The organism is Emticicia sp. GW821-FHT11C11 (genome assembly GCF_058808615.1).
Genome location: NZ_JBXARV010000001.1, coordinates 594,686 through 615,402, shown reverse-complemented (window position 1 = coordinate 615,402; position 20,717 = coordinate 594,686). Strand labels below are relative to the sequence as shown.

The window sequence follows — 20,717 nt, the reverse complement described above, 5'->3', positions numbered from 1 at the left end:
AACCATTAAACATTAAAAACCGTTGAGCTCAGAAACTGACGACATATTATTGATGCATTGCAGAAATCTGATTGAAAACAAACTGGGCTGGGGCAACAGCACCCAGTGGAGCAACCGGGATTTTGAAGAATTATCTCAACGGATTTTTGAAATAACCTCAGTCAACCTGAGCCCCACTACGTTGAAGCGAATATGGGGAAAGGTAAAGTATGAGTCAGCTCCTACCAACACTACGCTGAACACATTAGCCCAATACCTGGGATTTGAAAACTGGAGAGATTTCCGTCAGAATCAGACTGATAATAAGATTCAGGAAGAACCCGCACCTTCAATTGTCAATTCGCCGGTTAAAAAGCCTGAAATCCGGAAACGCCCCTATCTGTTCTCTTTCATACTGCCGATTCTACTGGCCTTAGGGATTATCGGCTGGGTGTTGGTTTCCAGAAAAGATGTAAACACTTCAGTACAGCTTAATCCGGACGATTACCAGTTCAGCAGCAAAAAGGTGGTGGCGTCAGGTATACCTAATTCGGTTGTTTTTGATTACGACGCCTCCAAAGCGCCGGAAGATTCTGTCTATATTCAACAAAGCTGGGATCCTTCTAAAAGAGTAAGGGTTTCACGCAATCAACATCAACATACTTCCATTTACTATTATCCCGGTTTCTTTCAGGCCAAACTGGTGATTGGGCATCAGGTAGTAAAAGAGCATCATCTGTTTATCAAAACCGACGGTTGGTTACCTATGATAGATCAGGAGCCGATTCCGGTATATCTGAAAGCCGAAGAGGCTATCAACGACGGAAAACTTGGTTTGTCACCCGAAAAAATCAAAGCGCAGAATATCAATCTGAAACCGGCTGCACCGGCTGTGAAATACGTTAATTTCAGAGATTTCGGTGATACAAAAACTGACAACTTTGTATATGAGACTTCCATAAAAAATACTTATAAAGAAGGTTCTGCTGTGTGCCAGTATTCTGAAATCGGCTTACTATGTGAAGGCTCTGCCATCATGATTCGCTTGTCTGCCAAAGGGTGCATTTCAGAAAATAACCTATTTTTTATCGACAAAAACATATCCGGCAAAGAAAACGACTTATCAGGCTTCGGTGTTGATTTCAAAGACTTTGCAAAAGTTCGTTGTGAGTCGGTAAAGGGTCAGGTAAAAATATTTGTCAATAACAAGCTGGCCTATCAGTTTCCTTACAAAGGTGCCGGAAGCAAAATCGTGGGACTTTCCTATCGCTTTCAGGGCACCGGGCTGGTAGACGAAGCGAAACTTTCACAAGGTGACGGCAAGGTTGTTTATGAGGATACTTTTGATAGATAAGCCCGCTCACTCAGCAATACATTATACACATGAAATCACTTCTTCTTTCTCTGTCTTTATTAAGTATTGTAGCACACGCTCAACAGAAACGTCCACGTGAACTGGGCATTAAAATTGGCGTGATGAAACCCGGCCTAAATAATGCCATTACTGATGTGGCAGGTGTAAAAGTAGGGCACACAACCTTAATTGAAGGAGAGAAGGTTCGTACAGGAGCTACAGCCATTGTTCCACATGATGGAAATCTTTTTCAGGATAAAATACCGGCTGCTATTTTTGTCGCCAATGGCTTTGGGAAACTGACGGGCATAAGCCAGGTACAGGAACTGGGTAATATAGAAACCCCAATCGTGTTAACCAACACGCTTTCGGTACCCACAGCAGCCGATGCAGTGATAGACTATACACTGGCACAAAAAGGGAATGACAACGTACGATCGGTTAATCCGATAATAGGAGAAACCAACGATAGTTACCTTAACGACATTACAGGCAGGCATGTAAAAAAAGAGCACGTTCTGAAAGCCATTGAAACCGCCGCCGCCGGTAAGGTAGAAGAAGGTAATGTAGGTGCAGGCACCGGCACCATTTGTTTTGCATGGAAAGGCGGCATAGGAACAGCCTCAAGAGTATTGCCTGCCAAATCCGGTGGCTATACAGTGGGGGTAATTGTACAGACCAATTTCGGTGGAGTATTGCAGGTGAACGGTGTACCTGTGGGAGAAGAACTAAACCAGTATTTTTTGAACAATCAACTCAATGATCCGGCCGATGGGTCTTGCATGATAGTAGTCGCTACCGATGCTCCGCTTACCTCGCGTAATTTGGAGCGGCTGGCTAAAAGAGCTATTTTCGGACTGGCTAAAACGGGGGGTATTGCTTCAAACGGCAGTGGTGACTATGTAATTGCCTTTTCAACTGCCAAGCAATTACGGGTAACACACAGCGCCTCCGGCAGATTCTACGAAGCCACTGAACTCCGGAACGACGATGTCTCTCCTCTATTTCTGGCAGCAATTGAAGCCACTGAAGAAGCCATTATTAATTCTTTATTTGCCGCCCAAACCGTTAAAGGCGCTAACGGCACTATCCGGGCATTACCTGTCGACAAAGTACTGGAACTCAGCCGGAAGTACAATAAACTTAAATAACCGCTCGTGGCGGCAATCATGCCGTTAATAAATGTTTGCTTAACTGAGACAATGTTGCTATCCTAACTTGCATAGGCAAATGGAGAAATTACTCTTAAAACAGAGGGTTGTCTTGATGAAAAAGCATCATTATGAATATTGACGCATTTCCGATAGAAATGCCCGAGGCACTCATTGCTTCAATATTGTCTGCATCATCTCATCTCCATCTCAAAAAATTTTACAGTTCAGATAGGGGCAGTATTAACCACGATTGTCTGTAAGAAACATACAGCTTTGCGCTGGATTTGTAGGAAAGCCTTTTATTAATGTTAAAACAATTAAAATTATGAAAAAAATAGCATTGCTTTTAAGTTTATTGAGCTGCACAACAGCTTTTGGCCAATTGTTCACACCGGCTTATGACCTTTTTTCTAACAAAGAGATTGCCTATATTTATCTGGAAGACGGCAATACTTTAGAAGGGATTGTCAGTTCTGTCAATCAAAAAAACGGGCTGATACAGAGTCTTATGCTTACGCCTAAGGGTGAAACAAAAAAGATGAAAGTGAAGGCGCAGGATATCACGGCCATGTATTTGCCTATCAGTGATTTCAGCAAGGTAAATAATGCCATTAACCTGACCTTCGATCCGCGCAAGTGGAGAGATAAAGGCGTCAGCAATGAAGTTCTTCAACAAGGTTACGCGTATTTTGAAAAAACAAAAGTAACCAATAACGCAAAAATAGACGAATTACTGGTGCAATTGCTGAACCCTACTTTCAGCGAAAAAATAAAAGTGTATCATAATCCACTGGGTGTATCAACCAGAAGCATGGAATTCAAAAAGGGCTTTGCGATTGAAGATGAAGTTAACAAATCTTACTTTGTAAAAATAGGTGATGCAACAGCCATAAAGCTTAAAAAGAAGGATTATGACGATGCTTATGCCGTCTTATATAAAGACTGCCCTCAATTGGTTGAAAAACTAAGAGACAATCATCGCTGGACAAAATTTGATGAACACCTGCATGCGTATACTACGGCGTGCAAATAAAATCAAACGCATAAAGAAGCGAAAAGGCAGGGCTGAAAACCCTGCCTTTATCGTTTAATTAGCTTATTCTTCAACAATAAGAATGCAATATCTTTTTGCATAGTATCCTTCTTGTTTCGTTTGTTCAGATCCAGACTCCCTATTACCAGGTCTTTGTCGCCGTCACCATCTATGTCTCCGGCATCAATCATTAACCAGTTTCCTGCGTTTGCCTCTTTAATAGAATACGGTTTAAAATTCAGCTTACCCTGATTTTCAAGATATACAAAGCCTTCTTCGGGTTGGTTTTTCCTATCCGGGAAATAGGAAATTGTAGCAATGTCGATGTCTCCGTCATTGTCAAAATCATAAGCAATTGCCTTAAAACAACCATTGATGGGAAAGAAAAACGCCTGTTTAAACTCATTCTTACCGTTATTCAGGTATCCATACACCCCATGATAGTTTTTCAGCAGATTGCTTGAAAAATCGGCGTTATCACCACTTACATACACAATGTCTTTGTGGCCATCTTTATTCAAATCGGTGAGCTCAAAATAAGAAGAGCCATAAACCGACGGAAAACGCATAATCTCTTTGGTTTCGAATTTACCGCCCCCTTTGTTCATAAACAAAAATATGCCTTCCTGCGCCTGTGCAAACAACACCCACACATCAAGTAAGCCATCATTATTTTCATCTGTAATATAGGCTTTAATAGCTCCGGGCAGCTCTCTTATTACACGCTTTTCATAGCCTTTACCGTTCAGATTTTTATACCATGCTAATACTCCGTTTGTATTACCAAAACTACAAATCAACTGGTCTTTCAATCCATCATTGTCCAAGTCAACAGCAATGCTCTGAACCGGTCTTTGCAGACTGTCAATCAGTGCTTTACTTTTAGCGGTAGCGTCGAAATCCAATAACCTGCCTTTGCGTAAGTCATTCGGGTGTACAATACCAATGCTGGTCATAAATCCACTGCGCTTGCCCGATTGTTTCAGATCATTACTAAAGTCTATGTCTACAATGGTGGCATTAAGTTTCCTTGAAGAAACGGCTTTCAGATTTTTACAGAATACATTCAATGAGCTGTCAAAAAGGCTTGCCTGATAAATCAGTTGATTACCTTCATCAATTTTCAAATAAGTAGTTGAAGGAAAACCGTTTTTCTGAACAGGCCGCACGCTTACTTCAAATAAATCAGTAATATCTTTTATAGGTGGGCGGTTCTGTTTGGCTATTTTTTCAGGCGCTTTTTCAATGTAATAGCTAACCAGTCGTTCCCATTCATCAATGCTCATGGCCGACTTACTAACTATATAGCTTGAATCGCCTCTGATCTCCTGTTGTATATCAGGATACACCTCATCGCCGTTAATTTGAAAACCTAACTGCAGGGCCATTACGGGCAAAACACCTTTTTTCCAGGTCTGTTTATCCAATAATTCGGGCTCAGGAAATAAATGGCAGGATGCACAATGCGTTTTGGCGAGTTGTTCGCCACTTTGTTGAGCAGTTTCTTTTTTTTGCTGACAACTCATAATGAATAATAAACTCAGGACAGAAATGCAGCTTATTATCCGAAGGAATTTCATTGTATCCGGTAAGTTTATTGATAAAATTAACCTCCCCGGCAGATTGCCCGAGAGGTTAATTATTTATAGAATCATTTTACTGATTATATATTTTTCTTCTTCAACTGATCAACTGCAAAGTTAGCAGCGCGGGCTGTCAGTGCCATATAAGTCAAAGATGGGTTCACACATGAGGCAGAGGTCATACACGCACCGTCTGTTAGGAATACGTTTTTGACATCATGCACCTGGTTGTTCGCATTCAATATCGAAGTTTTCGGATCACGACCCATACGGGCTGTTCCCATTTCGTGAATCGCCATACCTAAATAAGAGCCGTTGTCATAGCCTCTCACGTTTTTCACACCTGCGCTTTCCAACATTTCCTTGGCGTCGTTCAGCATATCTACACGCATCTTCTTCTCGTTTTCTTTCAATTCTGCATCGAAAACAACCAATGGCATACCCCATTTGTCTTTCTCTGTAGCGTGTAAATACATTCTGTTTTCGTAGTATGGAAGCGTTTCACCAAAGCCGCCCAAGCCCATGGTCCACAAACCCGGTGTAGTTACTTCGTTTTTATAGTCAGCGCCAAAGCTCAATTCGGCCACGTTACGTTGCCAGCCCTGACGGCCTGCACCGGCTCCACCCTGATAACCAAAACCGCGCAGATAATCGCGTTTGTCGTTACCTATGTTGCGATAGCGAGGTACATAGATACCATTCGCACGACGGCCATAAGAATATTTATCCAGATCACCATCCCAAACGCCTGATGCACCTGTACGGAAGTGGTGGTCCATCAGGTTATGCCCCAATTGCTGAGAGTCATTGCCTAAGCCATTAGGGAAACGGTTTGATTTCGAGTTAAGTAAAAGGGCTGTAGAACCCAGAGCACTACCGCAAACAAAAACAACTTTAGCAAAATATTCTGTAGTTTGTAAAGTTACGGCATCTGTTACTCTTACACCTGTTGCGCTTTTTTTGTTTTCGTCATAAATGATTTCAGTTACTACCGAATCAGGACGTAAAGTCAAACGGCCTGTTTTGGCAGCCGGAGGTAGTGTACAAGATTGTGTACTGAAATAAGCACCAAACGGACAACCCAACGAACATTTGTTACGATACTGACACGAGGCACGGCCAACACCCAATTGTGCTTTAGCTGCTTCTGACAGGTTGGCTACACGGCCAATAGTCATGTGGCGACCCGGGAAGTTTTTCTCGATGCGTTTACGTACTTCTTTCTCTACTATATACATTTCCATCGGAGGTAAAAACTCACTGTCAGGTAATTGAGGCAAGTTCAGTTTTTCTCCTGATATACCTACGAATTTCTCTACGTAAGAATACCACGGCGCTATATCTTTATACCGGATAGGCCAGTCAACAGCTATTCCGTCTTTTAAATTAGCTTCAAAATCAATATCACTTAAACGATACGACTGACGGCCCCACATAATCGATTTACCACCTACAATACCCGGACGGAACCAGTCAAATCTTTTATCTTCTTTGTACATCGAATCTGAATCGTTCATCCAGTATTTCTCTGTCATTTCATTATACGGATAATCGCGTGATAATTTTGGATGTGACTCTTTCTGTGCAGTAGTCAAACGTCCGTTATATTGCATTTGCCATGGGTCTTTCATGGCGTTTTCATAACCTGTTACGTGCTCCAGCTGTTTGCCTTTTTCGAGCATTATAACACGTAATCCTTTTTCTGTCAATTCTTTTGCAGCCCAACCACCTGTTACACCAGAGCCAATCACAATGGCATCGTAGGTCTGGGCTTTAATTGCATCTATATTTAAGTTCATTTTTTGTCTGTACGTTTAGCTGTGATCAGGTTGATAATTAAATAGCCCAGGTTTTTTGTCCGGGTTTGTAAGGTGCACTTCCATCGAATCTACCCGGAATCGGTAAGTATTCCAAAGCCTGGGTAGCGCCTATTTCAGAAGTAAAATAACCTACGGTTGTTAGTTCTTTCATTCTTAAGAAGAAAGCCTTATCGGTAGTGATGGTTTGCTTCACCATTTCATTCTTTTCTGCAGCGCTCAAACTCACGAAACCTTTTCCGTATTTGGTTTTGCTGTCAGCATCCAGCTTAGCCAGACCTGCATAGAATTTATCCTGATCTTCTTTCACGAAGCAATCGCGCATTACTCTGATGATAAACTTTTCTGCACCTGCAGCTTTGGCACCCGGTGTATCGGTTGTTGGAATAATAACGTCGGCCAATTCTACAATCAGTGCCTCCTGTTCGGCAGTTGTAGCAACACTTGCGCCTGTATTAAGTACTTGTCCCATTACACCAGCTATTACCGGTGGAGATAATACCCCACCAACTAACAGGGTAAGTCTCTGAACAGCTTCTCTACGATTCATTCTTGATTAGATTAAATAATATGGATAATGTTTAAAAATATACGTTGTTAAAACTATTTAGTGATTGAGTGAGTTAGTGATTTTGTGATTAAACTAATTGTGAATTAGTGAATATTTTGCTTTAATCTCTAAATTCTGAATTAACTGTCTATACTATGATGAATAATCGTGTTACTTCGTTTTATACACTATGCACCACTTTATTCACGAATTCACCACTCCTAATTAATTAATCACTCATTCACACAATCACTAATTCACTCAATTCTCACCTATGAAAACTCTCTCCCACAAATTTCAGCACTTCGGGCAATGCCGTACGCCAGTAAGTCCAGGTATGTCCTCCGTCTCTTACTCTGAACTCATGCGGAATCTTCTTGTCTATCATCATGGCATGCAAGGCCATATTACCTTTGATAAGGAAATCGTCGTCACCACAATCAATATAAAACTTCACTTTCTTAAGGTCTTCGGCATTGGCTGTTTCTACAATTTTAATGGGTGCATTTTTATAGTAATGCTCTGTCAGGCGCTCTTTGCCTTTCAGATTTTTACCGTATAAGTCACCAAAAACGTAGTTCCATTGATCCTGATTCTGATTTCCTGATACCACCTCTTCATCTGTCCATACAGCTGCACTTAACGGAGCCGCTGCGGCAAACATTTCCGGATGCTTGGTTGAAAACAAAAGTGTACCCAAACCACCCATCGAAAGCCCGGCAAGGGCTCTGAATTCTTTCTTAGAACGAATTCTATAAGTAGTTTCGATATATGGAATAAACTCCTTGATGAAAAAATCTTCATATTTGGTCTTTCCGTCAAAAGAATTCATATACCAACTCACACCGGCATCAGGCATTACAATTATCATAGGCGGCGCTTCTCCGCTATTAATGGCTTTATCAGCAATCTCCGGGGTTTGTCCAAACTGTGTCCAGCCTGTTTCATCGTCAGTATAACCGTGCAACAGATATAACACCGGATACAAGCGGTTATTTTTTTCATAGTCGGCAGGTAAATAAATGTTATACTTCACTTCCTTACCTAAGGTACTACTCTTCACCTTCAAACTTTCTTTGATAATACCTTGCTGGGCAAAGCTGAGGGTTGAAATGAGTAATAACAGAAACAGACTTATCTTCTTCATGATCTGAACAGATTATTTTTGATGGAAACTTTCACTTACAAATTTCAGCACTTCCGGCAATGCCGTACGCCAGTAGGTCCAGGTATGGCCTCCCTGCCTAACACGAAACTCATGCGGTATCTTCTTGTCAATCATCAGGGCATGCAAGACCATATTACCCTTAATCAGAAAATCATCGTCGCCGCAATCAATGTAGTAACGTACTTTTTTGATTTCGTCAGGATTGGTTGTCTCAATAATTTTCAGGATGGAGTTCTTCTTATAATGCTCGTTGATACGCGCCGTACCAACCAGATTACTGCCATAGCGTTGGGCATAAGAGTTAGCCCACTGCGCATCTGGCATAGCAATTACCTCTTCGTCAGTACGAACCCCGGCACTTAACGGAGCAGCTGCGGCAAATAAATCAGGATGCTTGGTAGACATGACCAACGTACCATAGCCACCCATCGAAAGCCCGGCAATAGCTCTGTAGCGTTTCTGGGTACGAACTCTGTAGTTAGACTCAATATAGGGGATAAATTCTTTAATGAAGAAGTCTTCGTAAGGCACTTTACCGTCGAAACTGTTTACATATCCGCTTACTCCGCCATCAGGCATGGCAATAATCATCGGCGCTACTTCTCCGTTTTCAATGAGTCTGTCAGTAATGCCATTGGCTTCGCCAAATTGCACCCAACCCGTTTCATCATCACCAAAACCATGTAGTAAGTAAAGAATAGGGTAAGAACGGCTGGACTTTTCGTAGTCGGCAGGAAGATAGATATTATACTTTACGTCCTTACCTAAAAGAGAACTTTTAATGGTTAGACTTTCTTTTACAGTTCCTTTCTGCGCCAGCGCAGTAAAAGACAAAAATAAAAACAACACATTAAAAATGCGTTTCATTGCATAGGTCAAGGTTATAAGATGAATAAGTAGTAAATATACTATGATAATATGTTTAAATCCAAATTTAAAACAACTTCAAACTTGTTTAGTACAAAAACGGCTTCAGCCGCTTTCCTCTTTCGAGGAAAGACGACTGCCGCCTGTCCAGGGTCAGGTGTATACTGTTTTTTGAAAAGATTATTTCTCAATAAATTCTGCTAGCACTATCGGTTATTTTTTAATAATTCCTGTACCTCTACCTCTATCCATTTTCCGAAACACCTATCTACAAGTTTGTTTTCATCATGTCAAATCTATGACACGATTCAGGCAAGGGCTTTTCTTGCTTCCCGGTCAGGATCATTTTTTATGGCGCACACATCATCCAGAATCATGGTTTCGCCATTGGCAGCAGTGTATGGTGCCCATGTTGGCAGCCCGCCTCCATTCGGATTACCAGTCCGAACGAAATTGAGGAATGATTTTGCCATTTTCTCCGATAAACGTCTTGGCCTTGCCCCTCCGCCTGTGTGTGTCAGCATCAGGTCGGTATTATAAAACCAGAAACAGATGTCATCGCAATGAAATGCCCGCATCCGGCCATCAAACAAGGGTGGCTGCCAGCCAAACCAGGCCAGATATACAGGCGCTTTTTGCTTAGTTTTGGCATCTGCTGCCATAATAGCATTTTTGCGATTACTGAGAATCATCGACCAGATTTCAATCGGCTTTTTATTCGGAAAAACCTTTGCATAGGCATCTGCTATTTCGCCCGACTTCTCTCCGAATCTCGGTTTTAGTTTATCTTTTACATCAGTTAAAGATACTTTTTCAAGCGTAGCATCGGTTCTGCTTGGTGAAGACTCATTGAAAGTTGTGCTGATAATAAGCGGGATATCGGCTGAAAAATGATTGGTATCTGTAAAAAATGGTTTATCGCTCAGAAAATGCCCATCTGCAGCCGGGGCATAACCACCTCTTTGCAAATTCAGTTTTCTGGCTTCCTCTGCCAATGAGGTTACGGCTCTATTCGCAATGTCAATGTATTGTCTCCACGGAATCTGCTGCAGTTTTTCAATCTCATTTGCTCCTAGTCCTGCCTCTTTCAGCACAGCGGCACCCAGCTTTTCAGAATAATCTTTCTGTACACCACTTAAAGTTGAGCCACTTAAAGCTACTGCTTTATGGAACAGTCCCTTCGCTGAAGGCATAGCCATTAAAGTACAAACCTTAGCTCCCCCTCCCGACTGCCCTATAATGGTTACATTGTTGGCATCACCGCCAAAATTCGCTATGTTTTCTTTTACCCATTCCAGCGCAGCCACAATGTCGAGCATACCTACATTGCCTGATGCAGCAAATTTGCTTCCGCCCGCACCGGCCAGATTAGTAAAGCCTAAGGAGCCTAGCCTGTGGTTCAACGAACAAAAAGCCACATCACCCAAACGGCTGATGTTCTCGCCATTGTATCCATCCTGTTCGATGCCGTTTCCATTCACAAAACCACCACCATGCAGCCATACAATCACCGGTCTTTTTTTAGTGTCCGTCGCAGGTGTCCACACGTTTATTCTTAGACAATCTTCACTTACATCATCGTAGTTCCAATGATCAACAAACGAGGAATACTGATCCGCATAGCGTTTTTCCATAATCTGCGGCGCACTATTGCCCCACCAGACCGTCGGTTTTACGTCCGTCCAGGGCTTGGGTTTCTGCGGGGGCATGAAACGATTCTCTCCGCCGGTATCAGCCCCATAAGGTATACCCAAGAATGTATGAATACCTCTTAGTATATGCCCCCTTATTTTCCCGTAGCTTGTATCAACTACAGCAATATTATCTCCTACAAACAGTATCTGCTCATCTTCCTTTTCTTTATATCCGAACGATTGCGCCTGGGTCGTTAAAGGTATCGCGCCACCTATACCCAGGCCGGCTGTTCCCAAACCAAGTTTCTGAATAAAGTTTCGTCTGTCTGATTTCATAAAAATAAATTTAAGCGGTTGAAGGATGGAATGCTCTACTCTGAATGATTCTTAAATTTACAATACTAAAAAGTGTGCATGGGTAAGAATCGACTTACGGTAAGAATCCGTGTATAAATCGCTTTTTTATAACGATTTGGCACAAAGAAAAAGCCAGATTTATAATTTTTTCAATATTACATTAGAACAAATATAGTTATTGTACCATATTGTAACAATAAAATTTAACCAAAACTAATCTTGCAGATTCTCTTAATGATTGTATGTATTGATGCAGCTATCTGAACTCGGTGCAGTTTTAACCGGGAGAACTCTATTACATGAGTAACTCAGCGAAGAAGCGAAATACTAAGGAAGATACAATAAACCAAAAGAGCCGGTAAATGTTGAATTACCGGCTCTTTATACTTTCAAATTATGGCTTAACTATTCGTTTTTTGCCAGCATTATCTACAATTTCCACATTCGTCACGCCTGCTGGTAATATAACACTTCGAGACGATTGCGATAAGAACGAAGAGCCATAACCCGGTTCTTCTTTTCTTATTTTTCCTCCCTTGAGGGTCAGCAAGACTGAAGTCTCGTTCGGCTGCAAGTCAATGCTTCTAACAGGGTTTTTATAAGCGAAAAACTTCAGATTATCCCGGTTCTGCGACGCTACCAGCAGCAACTCACCCTTGGCATTTTTCAAACGCACCAGGCTTTTCGCATCTCCTTTCACACAATAACCGCTTGCTTCAGCCAGCACCGGTGTAAAATTACCTTTGCCGTCTCCTTTCAACAATAAACCGTTGAGGGCATCATGCCTGCCTACAGCTACTTCTGTTCCATAGTCGTTGCCCGCTATCAGCACATCCAGATTACCGTCCTGATCGAAATCTCCTGTCACCATACCGTTTATCGGAGCAAATTGCACCTGAACCGGGAGTTCTCTTATTTCAAACTGGCCGTTGCCTTTGTTCTCAATATAGCTGCTCTTCATCCAGTTGGCTTGTAAAACAAGCGCATCCTTCATTTCTTCCGGTTTCAGGATTTTATCAATGGTAGCTTCTGAGAACTTGGCATAATTCTGGAATCGCTGCCTTGTCTGAATAAACTGTTTCGCCAGGTCGTCACGGGTATTATAGGGGAACTCTTTCGGTTTACCGGCTTCATCCGGAAAATACACCGTCGGAATAGCATCAAAGAAGCCATCATTATTAAAATCTTTGGCATACATTCTTACAGGCTGCTCGTCGCTGGCTTGCATTAGCGTATTTAAGCCCAGGTTCCCTGCTATATAGTCCACATCACCATCGTTATCGAAATCACCCGAGGTAATGCTTGTCCACCAGCCGGTTTTCGTGGCAAGCGCTCCGCTTTGCGCCATTGGTTCCAGTTTGCCTTTATTGTTTTTCAGGATGGTAACCGGCATCCATTCACCTACCAGAATTAAATCCTGCCAGCCGTCGTTGTCGTAGTCGCTCCATAGTGCATCACATATCAGGCCTATATTCTGCAATTTAGCTGCCACCTGAGGTGTTACATCTGTAAATTTAACCTGACCATTCACGCTGTCATTTCTTAAAATGTAGCTTGAAACAGGCTTCGGATAAGCATTCGGCTCAACCCGCCCGCCTACGAACAAATCAAGGTCTCCATCATGATCATAATCTGCTGCTTTTATACAAGAGCCGCTTTTCAGAAATGCCGGAATAGCTTGCGTATTCAAAGTATAGTGTCCTTTGCCATCGTTAATGTACAGCCTGTCTTGTAAAGCCGGAGAATCAGCCTTGAACTCATAGCTGCCACTTACAATATAAAGGTCGAGGTCCTTATCGTTATCTGCATCAAAAAGCAGTACGCCCGCATCTTCTTCTGGTTTTTTAAAGCCATCTTCACCGGGTAACCAATCCTGTACACTAAACCTGCTCTCTTTATTCTGAATCAAAAATTTACCCTTTCGGTATTTAGATCCTCCTACAAATATATCTTCCAGACCGTCGCCATTCACATCACCAACTGCAACAGCCGGGCCATATTGTGAAAGCTTATGTGGCAACAGTTTTTGTACGTTGAAATCGATATAATCGTCTTCCTCGTGTTTATAAGGCACCTGCAGTTGCGTACTTATATCAGTAAATAACTGCACAGGATTTGCTTGTGCCTCTGCCGGAAGTAAAGTAGCATCACTTTCTTTTAAATTCAGTACCTGATTTGTCTTTATGTCCTTCAGTATCTGTGTTTTACCTCCCTGCCAGGTTATTTTCAGCTGGCTAATCTTCTGTATTTTTCCTAAACCAAAATGTGCTACCGGCTCAACCGACGACAAATATCCTCTATATGGAGTATGCTCATATACCTGCTTTTTACCGTTGTCATACTCAATTTCTACCCATGCCCCCAAACCCATCAGATTCGGGCTGTTACCCTTGAACTGCACCCGCAGATAATTACTCTCCTGCGGTTTCAGCTGGATAGAATTGTTTCTGTAAACCGATGCAGAGTCATTAACGTTATTGATAATATAATCAAGGTCACCGTCATTATCCAGGTCTGCATAGGCCGCTCCGTTAGAGAAAGAAGGCTCGCTCATCCCCCATTTTTGGGTCACTTCTTCAAACTGGAAATCACCCTTATTCCGGAACGCAAAATTCTGTATTTTAACCGAAGGTATGTATCCAAGCAGGTGTTCGGGTGCTGCAAGCTGCGACACCGTTTGCCTATAGGCCATAAAGTCCAGATCGGTAATATCTTTAGGGAATCCGTTTGTAACAATGATGTCACGCAGACCATCATTATCAAAATCTACCACCATCGGGGTCCAGCTCCAGTCGGTTTGTGCAATACCTGACAGTAACCCGATTTCACTGAACATCGGGCGCCCTGTTACCGGGTCTTTCCCCTGATTTGCCTGCAAAGTGTTCCGAACATACTGATAAGTATAATGAAACTGGTCATTGTTCTGGAACATCTGGTAGTTGTTGGCCATAGTCATCATCTTTTTCCGCTTATTGCTAAACGGCATCATGTCCAGGGCTACAATGTCTACTAGTCCGTCATTATTGAGGTCGGTCACATCATTACCCATGGCATAATAGGATGTATGCTTAAAATAACTACCGGCCTCCTCAGTAAAACCTGTATGCTTACCATCCTTATGCTGATTTATATACAGTAAATCGTTGGTCAGGTAGTCGTTCGTTACATAAATATCTTTCCAGCCATCCCGGTTTATATCTGTAATATTCAGTCCCAGGCCAAAACCCTCTACCAGAATACCTTCTTCCTTAGACACATTGGTAAAAAACGCATGCTTTTTAGATTCGTCCCAGTCATTTCTGTAAAGTCGGTGTGTGCGCTTAGAGCTGCCGTCTTTCAATACTTCACGATACTTATTCGGAATATTAATGTCTTCCATCTGATTTACCAATATGTATAAATCGAGATCTCCGTCATTGTCATAGTCAAAAAATGAGGAATGGATAGAATAAGTTGTATCGGCAATACCATAATCGGCAGCCATTTCTTTGAATGACGGAATACCATTCTTTCCTACGCCCTGATTGACGTACAATAAGTTTGTTCTTTGTCCGACTACTTTTTTGACCGAAGTTGAAATATAAATATCAGGCAGATTATCATTATTGATATCAACCACTGCAACCCCATTGCACCATCTGCCTTCCCCTCCTACATTAGCTTCTGCGGTTATATCCTTGAATTTCAGCTCGTTACTTTCATCAACTCCCTGATTAAGATACAGTTTGTTGGATACCTGATTTCCGGTAAAATAAACATCCGGTTTGTTGTCATTATTGAAGTCGCCTATGGCCACTCCTCCTCCATTATAGATATATTCAAACGATATTATATTCATCGTATCATTTTCTGTAATGCGGTTTGAGAACTGAATCCCGGTTTCTTCTGTAGTTAACTTACTAAAAACGGTTTCAGACTTTTCGCTACAAGAAAAAAGTATCGGTATTAATAATAGGAATAGAAGCTTTCTCGGAAGAGAGCCAGAAATGTGTAGTTTCATTATAAAATTAGGTAGTATTCAGAAAAAAACAGAGATGGCAAAGCTACCATCTCTGTAAAAATAAACTTTTTTTTCTAAAACAATCACATTAAAATTATTTGTAAGCAGGATCCTGCTCCAATGTAGCTTTGCCATCTTTTTCTGAGCGGTCAATAGCCTCCTGAGGAATAGGGTAGAATTCATTTTTACCTTTTGTGAATTTTGCACCCTTCTTATATACACGCTTATTAGACTCCACATCGTTGTATTTGTTCAATACTTCAGCAGCTATACCCCATCTTTGCAGATCAAAGAAACGGTGTCCTTCCATACCAAACTCCAGACGTGTTTCAAAACGAACCGCATTACGTGCTGCGTCTTTGCTTGCCCAAGGTGTGGTATAGTTTTTAATTACGTAATTCGCTGCCGGTACCGGAGCCCCCTGCGAGTCAAATTCCAAAGTATAGGCGTCACGAGTTGAACCTTGCGTAGCCTTTTGCACGAAACCTGCAGGATTGGCAGCACGGGTTCTGATCATATTTACCAGTTCTCTGGCTCTTTCCAGGCTTCCTATTTCTACTTCACACTCAGCCAACCAAAGCAGGATCATGTCGTAGCGAATGATACGGTAGTTGTTGCTGGTCAAGTTACCCCAACCGTTTATACCGGTAAATGCTTTAGAAGGGATGTGTTTTCTAGGTGAATACGGCCCTGCATACGTCTGGTCACGGATAAAGTCTACATTATGAATTTTGTAGTCAATAAACAAGATACCACGACGACCTACTGTCTGATCTAAGCGTGGGTCTAATCTTCCATCATACGGTGTGAAAGAATCTTCCAATTTTAAACCCTGGTCGTTTTTCACATCCGAATCGTTGAAAGTATCTATCAATGGCAAACCGTCTGCGCTTGTTTTGAAAGCATTTACCAGGTTTTGCGATGGCTGATAGAATCCACAACATCCCCAAGGAGAAGCATAAGGGTGTGCCAAAGCCACACCTTGGTTAGCGGCATCGCCGGTAGCACTTGAAGAAGCAAATTGAACTTCAAAGATTGATTCAGCATTGTTACGGGTACTGGCATCAAAATTATCTCTGTAAAGATCAACCAATCTGTATTTACCGCTATTGATAATTTCTTCCAGAATTGCTTTAGCCGCTGTTAATTTAGCAGTATTTGCAGCTCCTGTGCTTACATTAAAGCCCTGGAACATCAATGCTTTAGCCTGGAAAGCTTTAGCAGCCCATTTGGTTGGGCGACCTACCTGTGCTTGCGTAACCGGTAATACTGCTGCTGCATCTGCAAAATCTTTCTCAATTTTTGCCCATGCATTGGCATCTACAGGTACCTTGGTACTTTCAAGGTCGTCCAGATTAAACGTAGTCTCATCAATGTACGGAATATTCTTCCACATTTTTTTTGCCTCAAAGTGGAATAACCCTCTCAGAAATTTTGCTTCAGCTAAAACCTGTGCTTTTCTGGCATCGGTTATATCTTTCACATCTTTCAGCGTATTGATAACATCGTTCGTACGTGCTACACCTTTAAACAAACCTCTCCATTTATTTTTAATATGGTTATTGGTTGGTTGAAAATCCCATTTTTCAAGGAACGATTCTTCAGGTTGGTCACCGGCGTCAGTTCCTTTATAGGCATCGTCTGAAGGAATTCCACCAAAAACCCAGTTATGAATATCATTCATCCAGGGGTCTTGTCCTTCCAGTCCTGTTCCATCAATCATGGCATAGGCTCCTAATAAAATACCTTCTACACCCTTTGCCGTTTTGAGCGAGGTAGGGCTGTATTGGGCCTGTGGTTCACGGGTAAGGAAGCCGTCGCTACATCCGATCGCGAATCCACCCGTAAGTCCTGCTGCTAGAAATATTTTAACAATTTTGTTACTTTTCATATTTGAATAGTATTTGTTTAATAGTAATAAATGTGTTGGTTATCAAACCTTATTCAGGATTAGAAACCAAAGTTAACGCCTACAATAAATGTTCTTGATACTGGCATATATCCACCATCGAAACCTAAAGTATTATCAGTTCCTGTCTGAATCTCAGGGTTAAGACCTGTATACTTAGTAAACGTAGCTAAGTTCTGCACTTGCACATAAATCTGAGCATTATCCAATGCTGTTCTTTTAGCAAATTTTGAAGGCAGATTATAAGTTAACTGCACATTTTTGATACGGAAATACGAGCCATCTTCAATGAAGTAACTTGATGGGCGGCTACTAACCTGGTCATTAGCATCCATAATAGGTACAGTACCTGAAGTATGGTTAGGTTGCCATGCATCATACAAGGCGCGTTTTGAACGGTTACCCTGGAAAGTGTTGAAATCAGAGAAATAGCGAGTATAGTTGAATACATCGTTTCCTTGACTACCATTCGCAAAAATGGTCAGGTCAAATGCTTTGTATCCAAGGTTCAAACTCAAACCGTATACAAAATCAGGGTGAGGATTTCCGATAATAGTACGGTCTGCATCTGTGATTTTTCCGTCACCGTTAATATCCTCCACTTTAAACTTACCAGGTTTGTTGTAATCTTCATACTTAGGCCATGCGTCGGCTTCAGCCTGAGTCTGGAAAATACCAACAGTCTTATATCCATAGAACGAAGATATTGGTAAACCTGCCTGGGTTAGTGTAATAGCTGGCACACGTGAACCATAACCGAAATAACGTGTATTTGGGCTGGCATCCAGTTTATCTACGATGTTTTTGTAAGTAGACAAGTTAGCTGAAATGCTATAGCGGAAATTGTTGATGTTGCTCTTATAGTTAACACCCAGATCAAGACCTTTGTTGGTCATCTGACCAACGTTGAATGCCGGAGCATTCGCATCACCTACAGTGAAGGTCAATGGAGTAGTAAATAACATATCAGAGGTTACACGTTTCCACAAATCGATTTCAAAGTTCAGTTTACCTTTGAAAAACGACGCATCTAAACCAATGTTGGTTGACGTAGTAGACTCCCATTTAGCTTTAGGATTACCAAATGCCTGGGTATCATAACCGATAGTCGGAGTTGTCTGGTTACCATCAATCGGATAACCCGCATGCCATATATCTGAACGATAAGTAGTATAGGCATTGTAGTTACCAATTTTCTGGTTACCTGTTTTACCCCAACCGAAACGAAGTTTCAAATCAGAGATGAAATTCAGATTACCTGCAATGAATTTCTCTTCAGACAAACGCCAGCCTAAACTAAATGCTGGGAAAAGCGCATTACGTGATGCAGACAGGAAGCGAGAAGAGGCATCATTTCTGATAATGGCCTGTACAAGGTATTTGTCGTTGTAAGCATAGTTGAACTTACCGAACTGAGAAGACAGGGTGTAGTCATTACCTACTCTACCATAGTTACCTACTTTGGTTGGATCTCCCAGATCAAGGTAGCTGATGATCGGTAATGTTTCGAAAGCATATCCATTACGGGTTGCACCAAAATACTCACCAAACTGCTTGATGGCCTCAGTACCAATATACGCATCTACTTTATGTACATTATTAAATACTTTGCTGAACGACAAGGTATTTTGCCATACCCATTGGTAATCGTAGCTGGTGTTTGACTCCGAACTGTTGTTGAAGCTTCCTTCAATATATTCAGGGTTCGCACGACCTATGTATTTACCGTTTTCACCGGTAACATCGATACCTAAACTGGTTTTGAAGGTCAGGAATGGCAGAATTTCATATTCTGCATAAACATTACCAAAACCTCTCAGTCTATATCTTCTGTTATCAGCCTGGCGGGCAAGCGTTGCATAAGGGTTTGAGTTGTTACCCAGGTTGGCTCCGCGAGATCCGGCAAAGAATCCGTTAATATCATATATCGGAAGCAATGGGTGGTGTTTGTAAGAACCCGAAACCGCATTTTGCTCTTCATTATTAGTAAAGCCTCCCTTACGGTTGTCTAACGATACCGTGAAGTTTTCACCTACTCTCAGCTTTTTGTTGATTGCTGAAAACTCCGTATTTGAACGAAGCGTATAACGGTCATAACCAATAAATTTCACTACCCCATCTTGCGAGAAATAACCTACAGAAAGCGCATAACGGCTGTTTTCTGAACCACCGCTGGCTGTTAACTGATAGTTCTGGATAGGAGCTGTCTGTGTTAGCTCTCCCCACCAATAAGTATCTGCAGATTTGGTGATGGCATAGATGTTATCAGGCGTTAATGAATATAAAGCAGGATTCGTATTGGCTGCTCCTTGTTTACCTGCACTTGGAAACACATAGTCAGGAATGGTTACCTCACCATTAGGACCATAGGTATACTGGCCATGAGACGGGGTTTTCCCGGCATATTTATCAGCCAGATACAGGTACTCACCTAATTCTTTTGCGTTAAGTGACTGCACATCTTCTGAAACTTTCTGAGAGCCGTAATATGCCGAGAAGTTAATCTTAGCCGGGCCTATTTTCCCTTTTCTTGTGGTGATGATAACAACCCCGTTGGCTGCACGAGAACCATAAATAGAAGAAGCCGAGGCATCTTTCAGAATTTGTATGGTCTCAATGTCATTCGGGTTCAGGTTACCCTGGTTTTCAGTTGGTACACCATCTATGATAAACAGAGGGTCGTTATTACCGATAGTACCAAAACCGCGTATACGAACAGTTGCATTACCACCGGGTGTAGCGTCGTTTACGATGCTCAAACCAGAAGCACGGCCCTGTAATTGTTGCGCAAACGTTGTTGCAGGCACTGACTGTAATTCTTTAGCGTTTACCGTTGTTACGGCACCTGTAATATCTCTTTTTGATTGTGTACCGTAACCGGTAACTACCACTTCATCAAGAGCGGCTTCGTCTGATTCTAAAACAACATTTAACGTAGTTTGATTGCCAATAGCTATTTCCTGGCTTCTGAAACCAATAGAGCTCACAACCAATACACCTCCGGAGTTAGGAACATTAATCTTATAATTTCCCGATGCATCTGAGATCGTTCCGGTCGTAGTTCCTTTTACAGAAACACTGGCGCCCGGAATAGCCTCCCCTTTTGGATCACTTATTTTACCACTAACAGATTTTTGTGCAAAAGCTACAATGGACATTAACCAAAGTATGCCACAAATCAGAGTACCCCTAATGGGTACAAAGTAGTTTTCTTTCATACGCTTGTTTTGTTTGTTTAAAAATTAAAAATTAACAGTAAAAAATCAGTATTCCCTTTGCAAATACATAGAGCATAACTGAATGGAAGAAATT

At 41.8% G+C, this 20,717-nt stretch carries 12 protein-coding genes; 3 read left to right on the top strand and 9 right to left on the bottom strand.

The features are described 5' to 3' along the window. Positions 1–22 precede the first annotated feature (22 nt). From AC1RRY_RS02480 to AC1RRY_RS02470, 3 genes are all read left to right on the top strand, one after another. On the top strand, positions 23–1,333 hold the full coding sequence (locus AC1RRY_RS02480; protein ID WP_492818301.1) for a hypothetical protein: 1,311 nt from the start codon (positions 23–25) through the stop codon (positions 1,331–1,333). Positions 1,334–1,362: 29 nt separating this feature from the next. Next, a complete protein-coding gene (locus AC1RRY_RS02475) occupies positions 1,363–2,484 on the top strand; it encodes a DmpA family aminopeptidase (protein WP_492818303.1) in 1,122 nt (373 codons plus the stop codon). Between the two features lie 328 nt (positions 2,485–2,812). Continuing rightward, positions 2,813–3,520, top strand: coding sequence for a hypothetical protein (locus AC1RRY_RS02470; RefSeq protein ID WP_492818305.1), 708 nt, complete (start codon positions 2,813–2,815; stop codon positions 3,518–3,520). A gap of 47 nt (positions 3,521–3,567) precedes the next feature. Here AC1RRY_RS02470 and AC1RRY_RS02465 read toward each other — a convergent pair whose 3' ends face one another. From AC1RRY_RS02465 to AC1RRY_RS02425, 9 genes are all read right to left on the bottom strand, one after another. After that, on the bottom strand, positions 3,568–5,046 hold the full coding sequence (locus tag AC1RRY_RS02465) for an FG-GAP repeat domain-containing protein (protein ID WP_492818307.1): 1,479 nt from the start codon (positions 5,044–5,046) through the stop codon (positions 3,568–3,570). A gap of 137 nt (positions 5,047–5,183) precedes the next feature. Further along, entirely contained in the window at positions 5,184–6,902 is a 1,719-nt protein-coding gene (locus AC1RRY_RS02460) for a GMC oxidoreductase (protein WP_492818309.1), read from the bottom strand. Positions 6,903–6,939: 37 nt separating this feature from the next. Further along, on the bottom strand, positions 6,940–7,470 hold the full coding sequence (locus tag AC1RRY_RS02455) for a gluconate 2-dehydrogenase subunit 3 family protein (protein ID WP_492818311.1): 531 nt from the start codon (positions 7,468–7,470) through the stop codon (positions 6,940–6,942). A gap of 268 nt (positions 7,471–7,738) precedes the next feature. Further along, positions 7,739–8,617: an alpha/beta hydrolase gene (locus tag AC1RRY_RS02450; protein WP_492818313.1), complete on the bottom strand. Its 879-nt coding sequence runs from the start codon at positions 8,615–8,617 to the stop codon at positions 7,739–7,741. 12 nt (positions 8,618–8,629) lie between these two features. Beyond that, positions 8,630–9,505 carry an alpha/beta hydrolase gene (locus AC1RRY_RS02445; RefSeq protein WP_492818315.1) on the bottom strand — a complete coding sequence of 292 codons (876 nt, stop codon included), beginning with the start codon at positions 9,503–9,505 and terminating at the stop codon, positions 8,630–8,632. Positions 9,506–9,813: 308 nt separating this feature from the next. Then, positions 9,814–11,475, bottom strand: a complete 1,662-nt coding sequence (locus tag AC1RRY_RS02440) for a carboxylesterase/lipase family protein (protein ID WP_492818317.1) — start codon at positions 11,473–11,475, stop codon at positions 9,814–9,816. A 415-nt stretch (positions 11,476–11,890) separates the two neighbouring features. Then, on the bottom strand, positions 11,891–15,334 hold the full coding sequence (locus AC1RRY_RS02435; protein ID WP_492818319.1) for a VCBS repeat-containing protein: 3,444 nt from the start codon (positions 15,332–15,334) through the stop codon (positions 11,891–11,893). A 256-nt stretch (positions 15,335–15,590) separates the two neighbouring features. Next, positions 15,591–17,387 carry a RagB/SusD family nutrient uptake outer membrane protein gene (locus AC1RRY_RS02430; protein ID WP_492818321.1) on the bottom strand — a complete coding sequence of 599 codons (1,797 nt, stop codon included), beginning with the start codon at positions 17,385–17,387 and terminating at the stop codon, positions 15,591–15,593. Between the two features lie 59 nt (positions 17,388–17,446). Further along, positions 17,447–20,623 (bottom strand): SusC/RagA family TonB-linked outer membrane protein, encoded by a 3,177-nt coding sequence (locus AC1RRY_RS02425; protein ID WP_492818323.1) that lies wholly within the window; start codon positions 20,621–20,623, stop codon positions 17,447–17,449. Positions 20,624–20,717 lie beyond the last annotated feature (94 nt).

Bases quoted from the DNA above. Each gene is read 5' to 3' on its own strand.
- AC1RRY_RS02470 (WP_492818305.1), top strand. From the start codon at position 2,813: ATGAAAAAAATAGCATTGCTTTTAAGTTTATTGAGCTGCACAACAGCT.
- AC1RRY_RS02465 (WP_492818307.1), bottom strand. From the start codon at position 5,046: ATGAGTTGTCAGCAAAAAAAAGAAACTGCTCAACAAAGTGGCGAACAA.
- AC1RRY_RS02425 (WP_492818323.1), bottom strand. From the start codon at position 20,623: ATGAAAGAAAACTACTTTGTACCCATTAGGGGTACTCTGATTTGTGGC.
- AC1RRY_RS02445 (WP_492818315.1), bottom strand. From the start codon at position 9,505: ATGAAACGCATTTTTAATGTGTTGTTTTTATTTTTGTCTTTTACTGCG.
- AC1RRY_RS02440 (WP_492818317.1), bottom strand. From the start codon at position 11,475: ATGAAATCAGACAGACGAAACTTTATTCAGAAACTTGGTTTGGGAACA.
- AC1RRY_RS02430 (WP_492818321.1), bottom strand. From the start codon at position 17,387: ATGAAAAGTAACAAAATTGTTAAAATATTTCTAGCAGCAGGACTTACG.
- AC1RRY_RS02450 (WP_492818313.1), bottom strand. From the start codon at position 8,617: ATGAAGAAGATAAGTCTGTTTCTGTTATTACTCATTTCAACCCTCAGC.
- AC1RRY_RS02435 (WP_492818319.1), bottom strand. From the start codon at position 15,334: ATGAATATAATATCGTTTGAATATATCTATAATGGAGGAGGAGTGGCC.
- AC1RRY_RS02455 (WP_492818311.1), bottom strand. From the start codon at position 7,470: ATGAATCGTAGAGAAGCTGTTCAGAGACTTACCCTGTTAGTTGGTGGG.
- AC1RRY_RS02460 (WP_492818309.1), bottom strand. From the start codon at position 6,902: ATGAACTTAAATATAGATGCAATTAAAGCCCAGACCTACGATGCCATT.
- AC1RRY_RS02475 (WP_492818303.1), top strand. From the start codon at position 1,363: ATGAAATCACTTCTTCTTTCTCTGTCTTTATTAAGTATTGTAGCACAC.